This is a genomic window from Arthrobacter sp. ISL-30 (genome assembly GCF_018613855.1).
Taxonomy (GTDB): Bacteria; Actinomycetota; Actinomycetes; order Actinomycetales; family Micrococcaceae; genus Arthrobacter.
The window spans coordinates 20408-37184 of record NZ_JAGGPK010000007.1 but is presented as its reverse complement, the minus strand read 5'-3'; the positions used below and the strand labels follow the sequence as shown (position 1 = coordinate 37184).

The window sequence follows — 16777 nt, the reverse complement described above, 5'->3', positions numbered from 1 at the left end:
TGATGTGATTGCGTCGTTGGTGATTTGGTGGTGTGGTTACGGGTAAATCTGTGGCCGTCAGTTCGACGGCGGCAGCTCCCCTGAGCCGCGCTGGATCAGTTCCGAGGGAACAACGTAAGTCTGTGGAGCGGCGTCGTCGCCGTCTATCCGAGCGAGCAGGCGCTCCGCGGCGAGCTTCCCGATCCGCTCCGGGTGCTGAGCGATGACCGTGATCCCGGGTTCCATCATGTCTGCCAGGGTGAAATCGTCGAAGCCCACCAGCGCCACGCGGTGGTTGGCCCCCAGCTCCCGGAGGGCCCGCATGGCCCCGAAGGTCACCAGGTTCTGGGCGGAAAAAATTGCCGTGGGCGGGTCGTCGGAGGTCAGGAGCTCGATGGCGGCGAGCCGCGCCAGCTCCTCATCGTGCAGGCCCTCCCGGACGGGAACGGTGGAAGTCGCGACGCCGGCCCTGCCCAGTTCCTCGATAAAGCCGCGGCGCCGCTCCCGCGCTGTCTGAATGTCGGGCCTGTCGCCGAGGTAGGCCAGCTTGCGGTGGCCGTGGGCCAGGAGATGGGCGGCGGCCCGCGCAGAGCCCGCCGCATTGTCGGTGACCACCGCATCAGCGTCGATTCCCACTGGCTCGCGGTCAATGAAGACCAGGGGCAGGTCGCGGGAATGCTCCGGGATGACATACGCCTGGCTCTTGGCAATCGGAGTGAGTACCAGTCCGTCTACGCGCCGCCCCAGGAACGCCGCAACGAGTGCCTTTTCACGTTCCGGATCGTCATCGTTGCTTGCGGCGAAGACCGCAATCCCACGTTCCGTCAGCGAATCTTCGAGGGCCCGGTGAATTTCGCTGCTGAAAGGGTTTGCCACGCTGGGCAGCAGCAGGCCAATGGACAGGGTCTGCCGTCCGGCACGGCGGAGGCTTCCGGCGGCCATGTCCAGCTGGTAGTTCAACTGCCGCGACGCCCCGAGGACTCTTTCCCGCGTAGCTTCGGAAACGCCGGGTTCGTCGTTCATCACTCGGGAAACAGTCTTGATGCCCACCCCGGCCAATGCCGCAACATGGCGCATAGTGGGCCGGTTCTTGCTGATCTCGGCCTGGTAACGATTAGACATCGTTGTCAATTCCTCGCTCTTCATTACTGGTTATCACTTGACTCTACCTTGTGAGCTTGGTTACATCAGTGATGACATCGTTGTCAGGTACACAAAGTGCCCTGAAACCAGGAGATTCAATGTTGAGTTCCAAATCCCAGCGAACCACCGCAGTACGCTCCCTCGCCATCGGCGCGGTCCTGACATTCGGCACCCTCAGCCTCGCCGCCTGCGGCGGGAATTCGTCCGCCACTGGGTCCACGACCGGGGCCTCCGAAAAAATCGGCGTCTCGCTGATTGTCAAAACCACCAGCAACCCATTCTTCGTCTCCATGCAGGACGGCGCCAAGAAGGCTGCCGAGGCAGACGGCGTCGACCTCAAGCTTGCAGCAGGCAAGGCCGACGGCGACGAAGACACCCAGATCCAGGCCATCGAAAACGCCATCTCCAAGGGCGACAAGGGCATCCTGATCACCCCGAACGGCCCCTCCGTCGTCGACGCCCTGAAGAAGGCCAAGGACGCCGGCCTCTTCGTCATCGCCCTCGACACCCCGCCGGACCCCGCCGACGCCGCGGACATCACCTTCGCGACCGACAACTTCGCCGCCGGCGAGCTGATCGGCAAGTGGACGGCGGCGCAGCTCGGCGGCAAGAAGGCCACTATCGCGCTCATTGACCTCTTCGACGACAAGGTTGTGTCCGTGGACTACAACCGCGACCAGGGCTTCCTCACGGGCCTGGGCATCGACACCGCTGACAAGAAGAAGAACGGCGACGAAGCCAAGACCGGCAAGTACACCGGAGGCAAGGGCGGCGACTACGAAATCGTCGGAAACCAGGCCTCCCAGGGCGCCGAGGACGGCGGCCGCACGGCCATGGAGACCCTGCTCGCCAAGAACCCGAACATCAATGTGGTCTACACGATCAACGAACCCGCCGCAGCAGGCGCCTTCGAAGCCCTGAAGTCGGCCGGCAAGGAAAAGGACGTCCTGGTGGTCTCGGTAGACGGCGGCTGCGCCGGCGTGAACAACGTCAAGTCCGGCGTCATCGGCGCCACCGCCCAGCAGTACCCGGTCAAGATGGCCGAACTAGGCGTCAAGGCCATCGTGGACCTGGCCAAGACCGGCAATAAGCCCGAGAACTCGCCGGGCCTTGACTTCTACAACACCGGCGTCGAGCTGGTAACCGACAAGGCAGCCGACGGCGTCAAGAGCATTACGACGACGGACGCCACCCAGATCTGCTGGGGCAAGTAAGCCCTTATCGTGACAGGAGCAAACGTGACCCAGCAACAGACCGCAGGCCCGCCGGACACCGGGCACACCGACCTCGCCGAGGAATTCCTCGACCGGCAGACGCCGCTCAGCCGCATCCGCAATATCCTGCACCGCTACCCGGCCCTGAGTCCGGCGATCGTACTGCTGATCGCCGTGGTGGTGTTCGGACTCCTCAACGACCGCTTCCTTCGGGTCGAGAACCTGTCCCTCATCACCCAGCAGGTCTCCGTTGTGGGGACCCTGGCCATCGCCCAGACCCTGATCATCCTCACGGCGGGCATCGACCTGTCCGTGGGGGCGGTCATGATCCTGGCCTCGATGGTGGTGGCGCAGCTGTCGGTAGGAAGCGGCATGCCGGCACCGCTGGCACTGCTGGCGGGACTCGTCGTCGGACTCGGCGCCGGAGTCCTCAACGGCTTCCTGGTAACCCGGTTCAGGCTCCCTCCGTTCATCGTGACGCTGGGAACCCTGAACATCTTCATCGCCCTGACGCTGCTCTATTCGGGCGGGTCGACGGTCCGCGGCTCCAGCATGCCGGACCTGCTGACCTGGATGGGAAGCACCTTCCCGGTGGGCCCGGTCAGGATCTCCACCGGCGTGGTCATGATGCTCCTGCTCTACGTCGCCGTTGCCTTCATCCTCGGCAAGACGGCCTGGGGCCGGCACGTGTACGCCGTCGGTGATGACAAGGAAGCCGCCCGCCTGGCCGGCATCCCCGTCAACCGCGTCCTGATGAGCGTTTATCTCGCAGCGGGCGCCGTCCTGGCGATCGGCGCCTGGATCCAGATCGGCCGCACCAACGCCGCCAGCCCCAACGCCGGCGTGGACCTGAACCTGGACTCCATCACCGCCGTCGTGATTGGCGGCACCAGCCTCTTCGGCGGTCGTGGTTCCGTCTGGGGTTCGCTCCTGGGCGCACTTATCGTGGGCGTCTTCCGCAACGGGCTGTCACTGGCCGGGCTGGACGTGCTCTTCCAGACCCTCGCCGTCGGCGTGCTCATCATTGTCGCTGTGTCGATCGACCAGTGGATCCGAAAGGTGAAGTCATGACCTCCACCGACGTTCACACCCCCAAGACAGAGCTCCGCCAGCCGATCCTGCAGGCCCGAAACCTCGTGAAGACCTTCGGCAAGGTGGTGGGCCTGGACGGAGTCAGCCTGGACCTCTACCCCGGCGAAGTGCTGGCCATCATTGGCGACAACGGCGCCGGAAAGTCCACGCTCATCAAGTGCCTGACCGGGGCAGAGGTGCCGGATTCGGGCGAGCTGAAGGTTTCCGGCCAGTCCGTGCACTTCAAGCGACCGCAGGATGCCCGCGCCCACGGCATCGAGACCGTCTACCAGAACCTCGCGGTCTCACCTGCCCTGGACGTCGCGTCCAACCTGTTTCTCGGGCGGGAAGAGCGGCTCGCCGGACCCCTCGGAAAGATCTTCCGCGTCCTGGACACCAAGGGCATGCGCCGCAAGGCCAAGGATGAGCTCACCCGCCTCGGCATCTCCACGCTGCAGGACGTCACCGTTCCGGTGGAGAACCTCTCCGGCGGGCAGCGCCAGGCCGTAGCCGTGGCCCGCGCCGCGGCGTTCGGCTCCAAGGTCGTGGTGCTGGATGAGCCGACGGCGGCACTCGGCGTGCGGGAATCGAACCAGGTCCTGCAGCTGGTCAGGGACCTGCGGGACCGTGGCCTTCCGGTGATCCTGATCAGCCACAACATGCCGCACGTGTTCGACGTCGCCGACCGGATCCACGTCCAGCGTCTCGGCAAGTGCGCCGCCACGATTACCCCGCAGTCGCACACCATGACTGACGCCGTCGCGATCATGACTGGCGCCGCCACGGCCTAGCCGCGGAATCTCCCACGCCCCTACTAGCCTTTCCATCCTCCTTCCGTCCGCGGACCCGCCGCTTTGGCCAGCGGGTCCGCGGACGGCTTGACGAAAGACACCCCAATGCCCCAGACACACGCCGCCGTTTCGCATGCGGAAAACCCCGACGTCATTGTTATCGGCGAGGCTCTCGTCGACGTCGTCACCACGTCCAAAGGCACAATCGAGCATCCTGGCGGGTCACCCGCCAATGTTGCTTACGGGCTGGGACGGCTGGAAGTCAGCACCGCACTCCTCACGTCGATTGGCGACGACGAACGCGGCGCGGCGATTGAGCGGCACCTCAGCACCGCCGGCGTCGCGCTCCTTCCGGGCTCCCGCACACAGGGAAGGACGGCATCGGCGACGGCGACCCTCGCCGCGGACGGCTCGGCCCACTACGATTTCGACATCGCCTGGGACCTGAAGCCCGTAACGCCCGCCTACCTTCCCAAGGTGCTGCACACCGGCTCCATTGCCAGCTTCCTGGCCCCCGGCGCCGCCGTCGTCAAGGGGCTGCTTGAGCAGGCTCATCGCGAGTGCCTGGTGACCTACGACCCGAATATCCGGCCGGCGCTCCTCGGCAGCCACGCCGAAGCCCTGGCCATCTTCGAGGAGCTCGTCCCCCTCACCGACGTCGTTAAGCTCAGCGATGAGGACGCCCAATGGCTGTACCCGGGGCAGCAGCCGAAGGAAGCGGCCGCGCGGATCCTGGGACTGGGTGCAGGGCTGGCAGTGATCACGCTGGGATCCGAAGGTTCCCTGCTGGCCACCCCGGCCACCCAGCTGCATGTCCCCTCCGTGAGGACCACGGTGGCGGACACGATCGGCGCGGGCGATTCCTACATGGCCGCCCTTATTTATGGGCTGCTGTGCCGCAGCACTGATGGCCTGGCCCCCTCCGTGCTGGAAACGCTGGGGAGGACGGCGTCCAAGGCGGCAGCCATCACGGTCAGCCGCCCCGGCGCCAACCCTCCCACGGTGGAGGAGCTAACAGCGGAGTTTGCGGCGCAGCTGCCGGTTGTGGAAAGGGTTCCGACGGCGGCATCAGTTCCGACCGCCGTCGCCTCACCGGAGCTACTCAGCGCCCCTCCGGGATCCTGAATATACGGCTGCCAGCCCGGAACGTGACGTCACACTGAGCTTGGCGTAGATGCGGGTCAAGTGGTACTGGACGGTCTTGACCGATACGTAGAGCTCGGCGGCTGCATCCTTATTGCTCAGCCCGGAAGCAACGAGGGCAGCCACCGCCTTCTCCTGTTCCGTCAGCTCTGACTGCATACCAGTGGGCGCACTTGCTTCGCGACCGGCGGCGCTGCCTGGTGCGTCGTCCGGGCTGACGCCGGCGGCCCGCATTTCACGCGAGCACCGGTCAACGTACGCCTTGGCGCCCAGTCCGGCAAACAAATCACGGGCTTCAGCCAATACCGCCGCAGCCTCCCTCCGCTTACCCGCGCGACGGAAAGACTGGCCATAGGCGAACTTCACGCGGGCCCGCGCATACGGCAAGGGAAGCCCGTCCAGCTGGGCGAGTCCCTCCAGGAAGGTGCTCCTGGCGGCGCCAACATCGCCCCGGGCAGCCAGGATTCGTCCACGGACATACGCCAAGCGGGCTCGTGTAGAGCGGTGGCCGCGCTGCATGGCAAGTTCTTCATGCGGCACCAGGAAGGCATCGGCTTCGTCTATCCGGCCCGTCATCACCAAGGCGTTTGCGTAATGGTCCTGCCAGGGCCAGAAACCGGGCTCGTCGATGCCGGCACCGCGCTGCATCCGGAGAACGGGCAGTAAAGCGCGGATGACGCCGTCGTAATCAACCTTTGCTTCCGCCACTTGGGCCATCGCCAGGCAATACGGCAACAGCATGGCCGGATAGCTGTCGGTTGCCGCAGCCCCCCGTTCCACGTATCCGGCTGCCGCTTTCCAATTGCCCCGGAGAGCCTGGATCTGGGCTCCGGTCCAGTGAATCAAGGGCCGGAGCAGTTCAATTCCGGATTCCTCCTGCATGAGCGCTGCTGCATCCACAGTGCGGAGGGCGTCATCCCAGGCGCCAATGGCGAAGTCCGCCCTGGCCAACCATCCCTGGGCCCACAGGGAAATTCGCTGGGAGCCGTGTGCGAACTCGGTGGGAACGGCTCCGGCAAGTTCGGAGCGGGCTTCGTCCACTCGGTCCATCGCAAGGTGGAGCCACCCTTTGCCCATCTCGATCCGCTGGTGCTGGGCTTCGTGTTGCGGCATCTTGTCCGCGTGCCGGTAGCTCCGCTCGGATTCGGCATAGCGGCCGCTGAAACCCAGCCCGAGGCCTTCAATAGCTTGCGCCTCCACCGCTGCCGGACTTCCCGGAGGAGCCAGTCCCTTCACTCGCTCCGCCCACATCACCAGGTCCCTTCCGTTGAACCGTGCCAGCGCATGCAGCACCTGCCGTTGGCAGATTGCGCTGGCCGTTCCTGGATCGGTGGCAGGATCGACGCCGTTCCAGGCCTTCTGCAGGAAGGCGTCGGCCTGGGCCGGGCGTCCACGGAGGATGGCAAGGTGACCCCGGACGGCATCGCTCCTGGGACCCGGCGCAAAGGAATCCAAGGCATCGAGCGATGCCAGGGCGAGGGGCAGTTCACCGGCGCCCACCATAGCATCCAGGGCCTTGACCAGGAGCGTTTCGCGGACAGAAGGTTCCGGATTCAATCGAGCGGATTGTGTGTAGGCCTGTGCCGCGGAACTCCAGGCGCCAGAGGAGGCGAAGCCCTCGGCTGCGGCCTCGAGTTCGGCAGCCAGGCCGGCATCGGGCAGGAGCGCGGCGGCTGCGCGGTGTTTCAGACGCTGGCCAGGGGCGGTCATGATGGCAGCTGCCGCCGCATGGAGGGCGGCGCGACGGGCCGGTCCGAGATGCTGGTAAACCGCCGCGCGGAAGACGGGCCGGGTAAATTCCAGGCGGGTTTCCGCCCCTGTGGCGCTGACAAAGAGCAATCCTGAGCAACTGGCGGACTCAACGGCCGCCACCGCATCACTAATGCCCGCCAATTGGGTGGCCACAGCGAGCTGCGAACGTACTCCCAGCACAGCGGCCGCCTGGACCAGTGCAGCCCCTTCCGCCGGCAACCTGGTGAGCGCGGCAGCGGTGTGGGCAACACACTCCGAGGGGGCCGGCCACGTCTCTTGCCTCGTGGACCATACGGATACCGGAAACTCATTGAGCAAGGCCCCGATAAGGCGCGGCGAACCGCCTGTATGTTCCACAAGGGCACGGGCAGCGGGAAGAGTCAGCTCCGGGCCCGAATATCCCCGCCGTAGTTCTTGGACTTCCGAGGGGGTCAAGGGACCCAGCTCGATGGTTGTTGCGTCCGGGAACGCCAGTAGGTCATCCAGACCGGTTGATGGGGACTGCGCGGTTGATGGGGACTGTGCGGCGATTTCCGTATTCAGGCCCAAGATGGTCAGGACCGGAACCTGCCCCATCCGCCGCAGCGCGTACAAAAGACTTCTCAGTGACTCCGGGTCGGCCAGCTGGATACTGTCCACGCAAAGTATGAGTGTGTTCCCCTGATCGGTCACTTCCTGTATCAGCTTGAGCAGGATCTCGCCGTTGCCGACGATGTCGCCAGGGCTTCCAGCTCCACCTGAGCTACCGCCTGGGCTGCCCTGAGCTGGATGTCGCACCTCGGCCGGGGAGCTTGCGAGAAGTTGATGAAGAACCCCAAAGGCGATGTCTTTTTCGCTGCCCGCCCCGGCAGCATGAAGGACGATGGTGTCCTGGCGTCCAACGCTGATTCCTTGGAGGAAGGACTCTATGAGCTCGGTTCCACCCATTCCGGGACCGGCGGAGATGACCGTCAGCGCGGGCGTGCCTGAGCGGGCAGACCGCAGCAGGCCCAGCAGTTGCTGGGCCTGCACGATCCGCGTTCGTTCAAACACAGCCGCGTCTTTGTTAGGCATCTTCCCTAACGATAACTGAGTGGCGCGGGTCTTCATCTGTGCCGGCCCAGGCGGGAGCGGAAGGGATGGCGGCCTCACCATGCTTACGTACGAAGACAGTAACGAGGCCGCCCATCAGCGCGACTCCGGCGAATACCAGGAAAGCCATATTGCTGGGCGCTTTGGCACTGATCAGGAATCCGCCCACCAGCGGCCCCACGATGCCGCCTAGTCTTCCGAACCCGGCGCACCATGCAACTCCGGCGGCCCTTGCCGGCGTCGGATAGTAATTGGAGACGAATCCGTAGACGAGTACCTGCGTCCCCAGGCTGCCCACCCCGGCGAAGGCGACGGCAATCAGCAGCACGGGCAACGGGAAGCTCATGGTCAGCAGCGTCAAGGCGGCGGCGGCAATGACGAAGGTGGTCGAAACAATAGCTTTCGGCCCCAAGCGGTCCGCTGAGCGGGACGCAACGAGTCCGCCGATCACCGCTCCGGCGTTGAGGGCGAGCAGGAAGGTCAGCGAATAGGTTTTGTCGTAACCGTGCTGCCCCATGATCTCCGGGAGCCAGGTGTTCAGGCCGTATGTCAGCAGCAGCCCGGAAATACTCATGAGGCCAAGCAGCAGGGTAGGTATCCGGTAGTTATCCGAGACAAGCGCCGCGAATCCCGCCACCAGGCGTCCGTCCTTGGTAACGGCCGACGGCGGTTGAGCGGAAGTACGCCTGGCACGAACCGAGGGGCCGGCGTCGGGCTCGTTGTCCTGCAGAGGGATACCGGTGCGTATCGACAACTGCTGTGCCTGTTCGGCCAGGCCACGGGCGAGGAGCCATCTGGGTGACTCGGGAAGTTTCAGGTAGGCGAGGGGGAACAGGATGACGAGCGGGAGCGCCCCGATAAGGAAGAGGCCGCGCCAGTCGGTAACCCCGGCCAGGACTATGGCCAGGAGGGAAGCCAGTAGGCCGCCGGCCGGAACGCCGGAATAGACGATTGCATTGAAGAAATTGCGTTTGCCCGGTGGTGCGAATTCCGCGACGACCGCCCCGGCGGTTGCCACGAGGGCCCCAACACCCATCCCCGTGAGGAAGCGCAGGATGCCGAAGGCTGCAGTGCTCGTGGCCATGGCCGTTAAGGCCATTCCCACGGAGAACCAGACAATGTTGATGAGCATGAGCTTCCGGCGCCCGAGGAAATCACCGACGGCACCGGCAGCGAGAGCGCCCACCATCACTCCCATGAGGGCATAGCTGCCAAGGACGCCTGCCTGCGCCGCATCCAAGGGTCCGAGGTGGCTGGGATCGCGCAGCAGGGAGGACACGACGGTTCCATAAACAACCAGGTCGTAACCGTCAAAGAGCAGCGCGGTGGCCGCGATGGCGATTACCCAAGCCAGGGTTTTCTTGCGGGTGGCAGCACTTGGTGCGGATGAATCATTCATTGAGGACTCCATTGGGGTGGGCCGCGTCATTGCGGCCAGTGAGTACTACGGTGTCCGCCGCTCAGGAATAGCCGACGTCAGCCGGTCAGCCAAGGTTGGCCGGTCAGCCGAGGTCGCCGCCGGCTACAGCGAGGACGCTGCCTGTGATGTAGGAGGCCTCGTCCGAGGCCAGGAAGGCTATGGGTCCAGCCTGTTCTTCGAGCGTTCCGTACCGCTTCATGAGCGAGGAATCAATGGTCTGGTCGACGATCTGCTGATACCAGGCCTTTTCCGTGGCGTCTGCCGGTTGAGGGCCGCGGGCCACTTGGCGAGGAGGCGCCTCCGTGCCTCCGGGCGCCGTGGCCACCACCCGGATTCCGTGCGGTGCAGCCTCCAGGGCAAGTGCGGCTGTAATGGCTTTCACGCCGCCCTTCGCGGCGGCGTAGGGAACCCTGTTGATGCCTCGTGTTGCCACGGAAGCCACGTTGACGATGACGCCGTTCTGCCGGCTGATCATGTGCGGGAGGACGGCGCGGCAGGTCCAGAGAGTGGGAAACAAGGACCGTTGGATCTCTTTGCTGATCTGCTCGGGTTCATAGTGTTCGAACGGCTTGGCCCAAATGGTGCCTCCCACGTTGTTGATCAGGACGTCTATCCGGCCCCGGAGCGTCAACGCCTCCTCGATGGCGCTGTTCGCGCCGTCGTACTGTTCCAGGTCGGCGATGACGCCGACGGCGGCGCTCCCCTGACCGGCGAGTTCGGCTGCAGCCTGCAGCACAAGCTCGGCGCGGTCCACCAGTACGGTGTCTGCCCCCTCGGCCGCAACCCTTGAGGCGACGGCATGACCGATTCCTTGGGCGGCGCCAGTGACCACAACGACCTTTCCTGAGAAGCGGCCCGGACTGATTGTCCCGGCCGGGCTGCTGTTCAAGCCGCAGCCTTCGCTGTGGCCGAAGCCGCGCTTCCTACGGCGAAGCGTTCGTAGTAGAAGTTCGTCGGTGCGATGCCCTGGGCGTCCCAATACTTACGGACAGCGTCCACCATGGCGGGAGGACCGCAGAGGTAGGCGTCGACATCGCCGTCGTTGAGGTGTTCGGACTGAATGTATTGCGTGACGTAACCCTTGTTGCCAGCTGTGCTCTCCTGGTCCGCCACGCAGTAGTCGAAGGTAAAGGTGTCGATGACGCTGGCATAGTGCTCCAGCTTGTCCAGTTCCACAAGGTCCTTGTCGAAGGTAACGCCGTAGATCAGGTGAATCGGATGGGCCGACACCGGCTCACCGCCGTCAGCGATGGCTTCAAGCATGGACAGCAATGGAGCGATTCCGGTGCCGCCGGCCAGCATGAGCAAAGGCCGCTTGATGTCCCGGAGGAAGAAGCTGCCCATAGGGCCGGTCAGCGGGAGTGTGTCTCCCACTGCCGCCCTTTCCTTCAAGTAGGTGGTCATGGCTCCGTCAGGTGCCGTGCGGATCAGGAAGCGGAGCTCGGACGCCGACGGACCGCTGCTGAAGGAGTAGGACCGCGCTGTATCCGTGCCGGGCACCGCGAAGTTCATGTACTGGCCTGGCAGGAACTTTAGGTCCGGCCGGTTGTCGACGGCGAGCGTCAGGGCCGCAGTGTTGTCCGCGAACCAGGACAGTTCCGTGATGGTGGCCTCGAAAGTAGTAGCTCCGGCCTTTGCCATCTCAGAGGTGCCGGAAATCTGCAGCACAAGGTCGCTTTCCGGGACCATTTGGCAAGGAAGGCAGAAACCTTTCTCTGCTTCGTCTTCGGTGAGGGCCTCATCGATGTAGTCGCCGCCGTCATACTTTCCTGATTCACAGAAGGCCTTGCAGGTGCCGCACGCGCCGTCACGGCAATCGAAAGGGATGTTGATACGGGACTTATAGGCGGCGTCGGCAACGGTTTCGTAGGCGTTCGCGGTGACGAAGCGGGTGATGCCGTCTTCGAAGCTGAGGGCAATCTGGTAGCTCATAAGGGACTCGATTTCAGTCGTTGGGATTGTCTAGATGTGGTAGATGTCCACAACATGGTGGATGTAGTCGTTTTTCAGGACGACTTTTTTCCGGGTGATCACGGGCTGGGTTTCGGAGTAATCGATGGTGTAGAACGAGGTCCCGAAGTACGGGTCGATGTTCTGGTAGCGGTAGTACAACGTGTGCCAGTTGAACCGGACGTCCACGGTGCTGCCGCGCCATTCGAGAACTTCGATGTTGGTGATGTGGTGGCCGGTTCTGGGTTCCGGCAGGCTTGTTGCGCTGGACCGGTCAGTCTTGATCCGGAAAACGCGGTCTTCCAGCCCGCCACGATTGGGGTAGTAGATCAGTGAGATTTCCCGCTGGGGATCAGTGGTGAGCTGGTCGTCGTCGGCCCAGGCGGGCATCCAGAATTCCGCTTCCGGGTGATAGCAGTCCAGCCAGCGGTCAAACTCGCGGTCATCAAGGAAACGGGCTTCCCGGTAGAGGAATGAGCTGATGTCCTCCAGGCTGACCCGGCCAGGGTTGACTTCACCCTGGGCGGCAATGTCTACGGTCTGTGTCATGGGTTCTCCTCGGCTCAGGGCTGGCTAGTTTTGCTCGGCGTTGTTTTGGTTCGCTCTGTTTTGGTCCGCAGCCTCGGTGTCGGCTGCCTTGCGCATCGTCTCAACCCAGTAGCCGTGCTGAATGGGGTAGAGACCCTCGTCTTCCGTGCGTGCGCCACTTGATATCGGCTTGAGCCCAATGACATCCGCGTTGGCATCAGGCCCCGTGATCTGGTGCTTCACGCCGCGGCTGAGGTCGTTCCACGGTGCTGCAGTGGCCAGATAGGTCTTCTGGCAGGAGCGGAACTCCTCAAGGTCGTCCGGGGTGGCCATGCCTGAAGCGTTGAAGAAGTCTTCGTATTGCCGGATCCTGTTGGCTCGTGCCTCCGCGCTCTCGCCCTTTGGCGCGATGCAGTAGATGGTCACCTCGGTCTTGTCGACGGCGATAGGCCGGAAATGCCGGATCTGCGAACCGAACTGGTCCATGAGGTAGACGTTCGGGTAGAGGCACAGGTTGCGGGAGATGTTGATCATCCAGTCCGCCTTGGCTTCTCCATATTTTTCGACTAGTTCATCCCGCCGGTCGAAGAGGGGTCGGTTGGACGGGTCCAGCCATTCTGTCCAGAGCAACAGGTGGCCGTGATCAAAGGAGTAGTAGCCGCCCTTTTGTTTTGCCCAGCCGCCAGCGTCCATGTTCTTGGTGTCGTTCGCAGACTCGCCGGTGGTCCGACGTGCCGTGGTTGCGGCATAGTTCCAGTGCGTCGCGGAAACGTGATAGCCGTCCGCACCGTTTTCGGCCTGGAGTTTCCAGTTTCCGTCATAGGTGTACGAGGAGGCGCCGCGGAGAACTTCCAGGCCTTCATCCGACTGGTCGACGATCATGTCGATGATCTTCGTGGATTCGCCCAGGTGCTCTTCGAGCGGCTTCACGTCGGGGTTGATGCTTCCGAAGAGGAACCCGCGGTAGCTTTCGAACCGGGCGACCTTCGTCAGGTCGTGGGACCCGTCCTTATTGAACTGTTCCGGGTACCCGGCGTCGCGAGGATCCTTGACCTTAAGCAGCTTGCCAGTGTTGTTGAACGTCCAGCCGTGGAAAGGGCACGTGAACGTTGTGCGGTTGTCCGTCTTGCGCCGGCACAGCATGGCTCCCCGATGGCTGCAGGCATTGATGAGGGCATTGAGCTCGCCCTGCTTGTCCCGGGAAATAATGATCGGCTGGCGTCCGATGTAGGTGGTGAAGTAATCACCCACATTGGGGATCTGGCTGTCATGAGCCAGGTACACCCAATTGCCTTCAAAAATGTGCTTCATCTCGAGCTCAAAAAGATCTTCATCGGTGAAGATACTTCGGTTCGCGCGGAAAACGCCGTTCTCGTGATCCTCTACAAGGGCCTGGTCGAGGTGGGCTTTGATGCCCGCCAAGGTCTCTGTCATGGTGGCTCCTCTCAGTGGCGGGCTGCGTTGCCCGGATTTTTGCGGGCTGCGCTGCCCGAGCGGGTCGCCGTTGAACCCGGCGGTCCCGATGTGAATGACTCCCTACTCTTTCAACTCAGTGGGGCAGCTCACACTAGGTATTTACCTAGGGATGCCTAGGTAGCGATTGAGATCTCAGAGGTCTCAAATGCTTCTAATTGGGTATTTGTTGAATACTAAATTCGGCCCTACGCTGTTGAACCAGGCACTAACTGGCCACTCACTGCCCAATGGGAAGCAAACAGGGAAGGAGCCCCATCAGCTATGGAACTACGGCACTTGCGCTATTTCCTGGCCGTAGCGGAGACCTGCCACTTTGGACAGGCCGCGGAGCGGCTACAGATGGCGCAGCCACCCTTGTCCCAACAGATCCGGCAATTGGAGACCGAACTAGGCGCCGCGCTGTTTGCCCGGACCACAAGGAGTGTGAGCCTCACCCCCGCCGGCGAGGCCTTCCTGGGAGACGTTCGGCGGATCTTTCGCAGCATTGACGACGCCGCCAGCAGGGCCAGGCGGATAGCGGACGGGAAGGCCGGAACGATTCGCATCGGACTGACCGGAACAGCCTCGTACACACACCTTCCGGTCCTCGCCCGCCTCATCAAGGAAGAACTTCCCGGGCTGTCGCTGGACATCCATACGGAAATGCTCACACGCGCCATCGAATCCGGCCTGGTCACCGGGGAGCTCGACGTCGGTGTCCTGCGGCCACCGGTACTGGACAAGTCCCTAGCGACTCGGCCGATCGCCCGCGAAGGATTTGTAGTGGCGTTGCCCGAAGGTCATCGCTTTACAGCAGTCAATGCATTGACCATCGGAGAACTGCGAGGCGAGGACTTCATCATGTATCCCGCAGAGTTGCGTTCAGTGGTCAATGACACCGTGATTCGCGCCTGCAGCGCAGCCGGCTATCACCCCCGTGTTGCCCACGAAGCGGCTGAAACTTCCACGCAATTGTCCTTGGTAGCTGCTGGCCTGGGAGTGGCAGTCCTGCCGGATTCCGTCCGCGGCATCTCCCTCGCGGGCGCGCAGTACCGCTCCGTCACCGGGATAGACGAAATCGAACTTGCACTCGCGTGGCGACGAACCGACGAGTCAGCACCGGTGGACTCGTTCCTCTCAACTCTCGAGGACAACAGGATTTTCCTGGACTCGAGCTACTTCTTAGGACCGTCGTGAAAATCTCTTCCATCGAGGCGATTCCCTTCGCCATTCCCTACCTCAAACCCCTGCGCTTCGCCAGCGGCGAAGTCGACGTGGCAAAGCACGTGCTGGTCAGGGTGCGCAGTGACGACGGTCTCATTGGGGTTGCCGAGGCACCTGCCCGGCCCTTCACCTACGGAGAGACCCAGGAATCCATCGTCGCCGTCATCGAGACAATTTTCGCGCCGCAGATTGTCGGCATGTCGATTCTGGACCGCGAAGCCATTCACGCCGCGTTGGACAGGACAGTTGCCAATCCGACTGCAAAGTCAGCACTCGACATGGCCGTATGGGACCTGATTGGTCAAACCCTGGGCCAGCAGGTCACTGCGCTCCTGGGCGGTTATTCCGACAGCATGAGGGTGAGCCACATGCTGGGATTTGCTGAACCGGCAAAAATGGTGGCCGAGGCGGAGCGGATGCGTGACACCTTCGGAATCACTACGTTCAAAGTCAAGGTGGGGAGAAAGCCGTTCGGGCTTGATGTGGAGGTGTGCCGTGCCCTCCGGGAAGCCTTGGGCCCGGATATCGAATTGTACGTAGATGGCAATCGAGGCTGGACACCCTCCGAATCCCTGCGTGCGCTGAACGCAATGTCCGATCTTGACCTCACCCTCGCTGAAGAGCTGTGCCCCGCCGACGACGTCCTGGGACGTAAATGGCTGGTTGAAAACTGCCCCGTCCCGTTCGTTGCGGATGAGAGCGCCACTACCCCTGGTGAAGTCACTCGCGAACTGCTGAGCGGAGCCGCGAATGCAGTGAGCATCAAGACAGCGCGCACGGGCTTTTCGCACTCCCAGCGGATACTGTTCCAGTCCGACGGACTCGGTGCTGAGGTCGTGATGGGCAACCAAATCGACGGGCAGATCGGCACTCTCTGCACGGTGACCTTCGGCGCAGCCTTTCGTTCCACAACGCTGCGCGCAGGAGAGCTTTCAAACTTCCTGGACATGAGCGACGACCTCCTGACCGAGCCCCTCGAAATCGTAGATGGCCGGCTATCGACCCGACAGGCGCCGGGCACCGGAATCCAGATCGACCCGGAAAAGCTCGCCAAATACAGGCTCGACGACGGCAACTGACGTCACTGCCCCAACCAACCCCATCTATCCATTCGCAGGCGAGGGCCTGCCACAGAAAGTGAGTCAACGATGACAACCGAACTGAAGGATTTTGACGCGACGGCAGCAGACTCCGGAAACCGCGCCACCGAACGCTTCCGCGACAGCGGAAAAACGGTGGCCCTCCAGGTTCCCAAGGAACGCGTTTCGCTTCTTGCCAATGAGGTTCTAGCCGCTGTTTACGACACCATTCGCAAACACAAGGTGAGCTACGACGAGTTCAACGCGCTCAAAGCCTGGCTGATCAGCGTTGGCGAAAATGGAGAATGGCCGCTGTTCCTGGACGTCTGGGTGGAGCATGTGGTCGAGGAAGTCTCCACGGAGCATCGCGAGGGCAACAAGGGCACCATTGAAGGTCCGTATTACGTCCCGGGCTCTCCTCAGTTCGATTCGCCGGCCACCTTGCCGATGCGCAAAGACGAAGGCGGCACTCCTTTGCTGTTCCAAGGCCAGGTCCGTGCCGTCGACGGGACGCCGCTAGCAGGTGCTCACGTGGAAATCTGGCATGCGGACGACGACGGCTTCTATTCGCAATTCGCTCCCGGCCTCCCGGAATGGAATCTTCGAGGCACAGTCCTGGCTGACGCCAATGGAATCTTTGCGCTGAACACAATCCAGCCTGCCCCTTATCAGATCCCCACCGACGGCGCTTGCGGCAAATTGATCGCTGCGGCAGGATGGCACGCCTGGCGGCCGGCGCACCTCCACCTGAAGGTATCCGCTCCCGGGTACCAACTGCTGACCGCTCAGCTCTACTTTGAAGGGGACCAGCATCTCTCCGATGACATCGCCTCAGCCGTCAAGCCGGAACTGGTCCTCAACCCCACTGCCCGTCTCGAAGGCGTCGGCAACGAGGTCACCTATGACTTCGTGCTGGATGCCGAGTAACGGCTGCGTGAGCACCGGCTCAGAAAGGGC

The 16777-nt window shown here is 63.0% G+C and carries 14 protein-coding genes; 7 read left to right on the top strand and 7 right to left on the bottom strand.

Going from position 1 to position 16777, the window contains the following annotated elements:
• Positions 1 to 57: 57 nt before the first annotated feature.
• Positions 58 to 1056 (bottom strand): LacI family DNA-binding transcriptional regulator, encoded by a 999-nt coding sequence (locus J7E82_RS02570; RefSeq protein ID WP_214860156.1) that lies wholly within the window; start codon positions 1054 to 1056, stop codon positions 58 to 60.
• A gap of 164 nt (positions 1057 to 1220) precedes the next feature.
• Here J7E82_RS02570 and J7E82_RS02565 point away from each other — a divergent pair, with 164 nt between their 5' ends.
• From J7E82_RS02565 to J7E82_RS02550, 4 genes are all read left to right on the top strand, one after another.
• A complete protein-coding gene (locus tag J7E82_RS02565) occupies positions 1221 to 2336 on the top strand; it encodes a substrate-binding domain-containing protein (protein WP_214860040.1) in 1116 nt (371 codons plus the stop codon).
• A 24-nt stretch (positions 2337 to 2360) separates the two neighbouring features.
• Positions 2361 to 3407: an ABC transporter permease gene (locus J7E82_RS02560; RefSeq protein WP_214860039.1), complete on the top strand. Its 1047-nt coding sequence runs from the start codon at positions 2361 to 2363 to the stop codon at positions 3405 to 3407.
• Positions 3404 to 4198: an ATP-binding cassette domain-containing protein gene (locus J7E82_RS02555; protein ID WP_214860037.1), complete on the top strand. Its 795-nt coding sequence runs from the start codon at positions 3404 to 3406 to the stop codon at positions 4196 to 4198. Before J7E82_RS02560 ends, J7E82_RS02555 begins: the two co-directional genes overlap by 4 nt.
• Positions 4199 to 4303: 105 nt before the next feature.
• On the top strand, positions 4304 to 5323 hold the full coding sequence (locus tag J7E82_RS02550; protein ID WP_214860035.1) for a carbohydrate kinase: 1020 nt from the start codon (positions 4304 to 4306) through the stop codon (positions 5321 to 5323).
• Here J7E82_RS02550 and J7E82_RS02545 read toward each other — a convergent pair.
• The 6 genes from J7E82_RS02545 to benA form a co-directional block, all read right to left on the bottom strand.
• Positions 5297 to 8146: a LuxR family transcriptional regulator gene (locus J7E82_RS02545; RefSeq protein ID WP_214860033.1), complete on the bottom strand. Its 2850-nt coding sequence runs from the start codon at positions 8144 to 8146 to the stop codon at positions 5297 to 5299. The genes J7E82_RS02550 and J7E82_RS02545 overlap by 27 nt on opposite strands.
• Positions 8139 to 9563, bottom strand: coding sequence for an aromatic acid/H+ symport family MFS transporter (locus J7E82_RS02540; RefSeq protein WP_214860032.1), 1425 nt, complete (start codon positions 9561 to 9563; stop codon positions 8139 to 8141). Before J7E82_RS02540 ends, J7E82_RS02545 begins: the two co-directional genes overlap by 8 nt.
• A gap of 103 nt (positions 9564 to 9666) precedes the next feature.
• On the bottom strand, positions 9667 to 10473 hold the full coding sequence (locus J7E82_RS02535; protein WP_214860031.1) for a 1,6-dihydroxycyclohexa-2,4-diene-1-carboxylate dehydrogenase: 807 nt from the start codon (positions 10471 to 10473) through the stop codon (positions 9667 to 9669).
• On the bottom strand, positions 10470 to 11516 hold the full coding sequence (benC, locus tag J7E82_RS02530; protein WP_214860030.1) for a benzoate 1,2-dioxygenase electron transfer component BenC: 1047 nt from the start codon (positions 11514 to 11516) through the stop codon (positions 10470 to 10472). Before benC ends, J7E82_RS02535 begins: the two co-directional genes overlap by 4 nt.
• A gap of 30 nt (positions 11517 to 11546) precedes the next feature.
• A complete protein-coding gene (gene benB / locus J7E82_RS02525) occupies positions 11547 to 12083 on the bottom strand; it encodes a benzoate 1,2-dioxygenase small subunit (protein ID WP_214860029.1) in 537 nt (178 codons plus the stop codon).
• A 24-nt stretch (positions 12084 to 12107) separates the two neighbouring features.
• Entirely contained in the window at positions 12108 to 13496 is a 1389-nt protein-coding gene (gene benA, locus J7E82_RS02520; RefSeq protein ID WP_214860028.1) for a benzoate 1,2-dioxygenase large subunit, read from the bottom strand.
• 303 nt (positions 13497 to 13799) lie between these two features.
• On the opposite strand from benA, the gene J7E82_RS02515 reads away from it, so the two are divergent.
• The 3 genes from J7E82_RS02515 (at position 13800) to catA (ending at position 16747) form a co-directional block, all read left to right on the top strand.
• Positions 13800 to 14714 (top strand): LysR substrate-binding domain-containing protein, encoded by a 915-nt coding sequence (locus J7E82_RS02515; RefSeq protein ID WP_214860027.1) that lies wholly within the window; start codon positions 13800 to 13802, stop codon positions 14712 to 14714.
• A complete protein-coding gene (locus J7E82_RS02510; protein WP_214860026.1) occupies positions 14711 to 15820 on the top strand; it encodes a mandelate racemase/muconate lactonizing enzyme family protein in 1110 nt (369 codons plus the stop codon). Before J7E82_RS02515 ends, J7E82_RS02510 begins: the two co-directional genes overlap by 4 nt.
• A 69-nt stretch (positions 15821 to 15889) precedes the next feature.
• Positions 15890 to 16747 (top strand): catechol 1,2-dioxygenase, encoded by an 858-nt coding sequence (gene catA, locus J7E82_RS02505; RefSeq protein WP_214860020.1) that lies wholly within the window; start codon positions 15890 to 15892, stop codon positions 16745 to 16747.
• Positions 16748 to 16777 lie beyond the last annotated feature (30 nt).

Bases quoted from the DNA above. Each gene is read 5' to 3' on its own strand.
- J7E82_RS02570 (WP_214860156.1), bottom strand. From the start codon at position 1,056: ATGCGCCATGTTGCGGCATTGGCCGGGGTGGGCATCAAGACTGTTTCC.
- J7E82_RS02565 (WP_214860040.1), top strand. From the start codon at position 1,221: ATGTTGAGTTCCAAATCCCAGCGAACCACCGCAGTACGCTCCCTCGCC.
- J7E82_RS02555 (WP_214860037.1), top strand. From the start codon at position 3,404: ATGACCTCCACCGACGTTCACACCCCCAAGACAGAGCTCCGCCAGCCG.
- J7E82_RS02550 (WP_214860035.1), top strand. From the start codon at position 4,304: ATGCCCCAGACACACGCCGCCGTTTCGCATGCGGAAAACCCCGACGTC.
- J7E82_RS02545 (WP_214860033.1), bottom strand. From the start codon at position 8,146: ATGCCTAACAAAGACGCGGCTGTGTTTGAACGAACGCGGATCGTGCAG.
- J7E82_RS02540 (WP_214860032.1), bottom strand. From the start codon at position 9,563: ATGAATGATTCATCCGCACCAAGTGCTGCCACCCGCAAGAAAACCCTG.
- benC (WP_214860030.1), bottom strand. From the start codon at position 11,516: ATGAGCTACCAGATTGCCCTCAGCTTCGAAGACGGCATCACCCGCTTC.
- benB (WP_214860029.1), bottom strand. From the start codon at position 12,083: ATGACACAGACCGTAGACATTGCCGCCCAGGGTGAAGTCAACCCTGGC.
- benA (WP_214860028.1), bottom strand. From the start codon at position 13,496: ATGACAGAGACCTTGGCGGGCATCAAAGCCCACCTCGACCAGGCCCTT.
- J7E82_RS02515 (WP_214860027.1), top strand. From the start codon at position 13,800: ATGGAACTACGGCACTTGCGCTATTTCCTGGCCGTAGCGGAGACCTGC.
- catA (WP_214860020.1), top strand. From the start codon at position 15,890: ATGACAACCGAACTGAAGGATTTTGACGCGACGGCAGCAGACTCCGGA.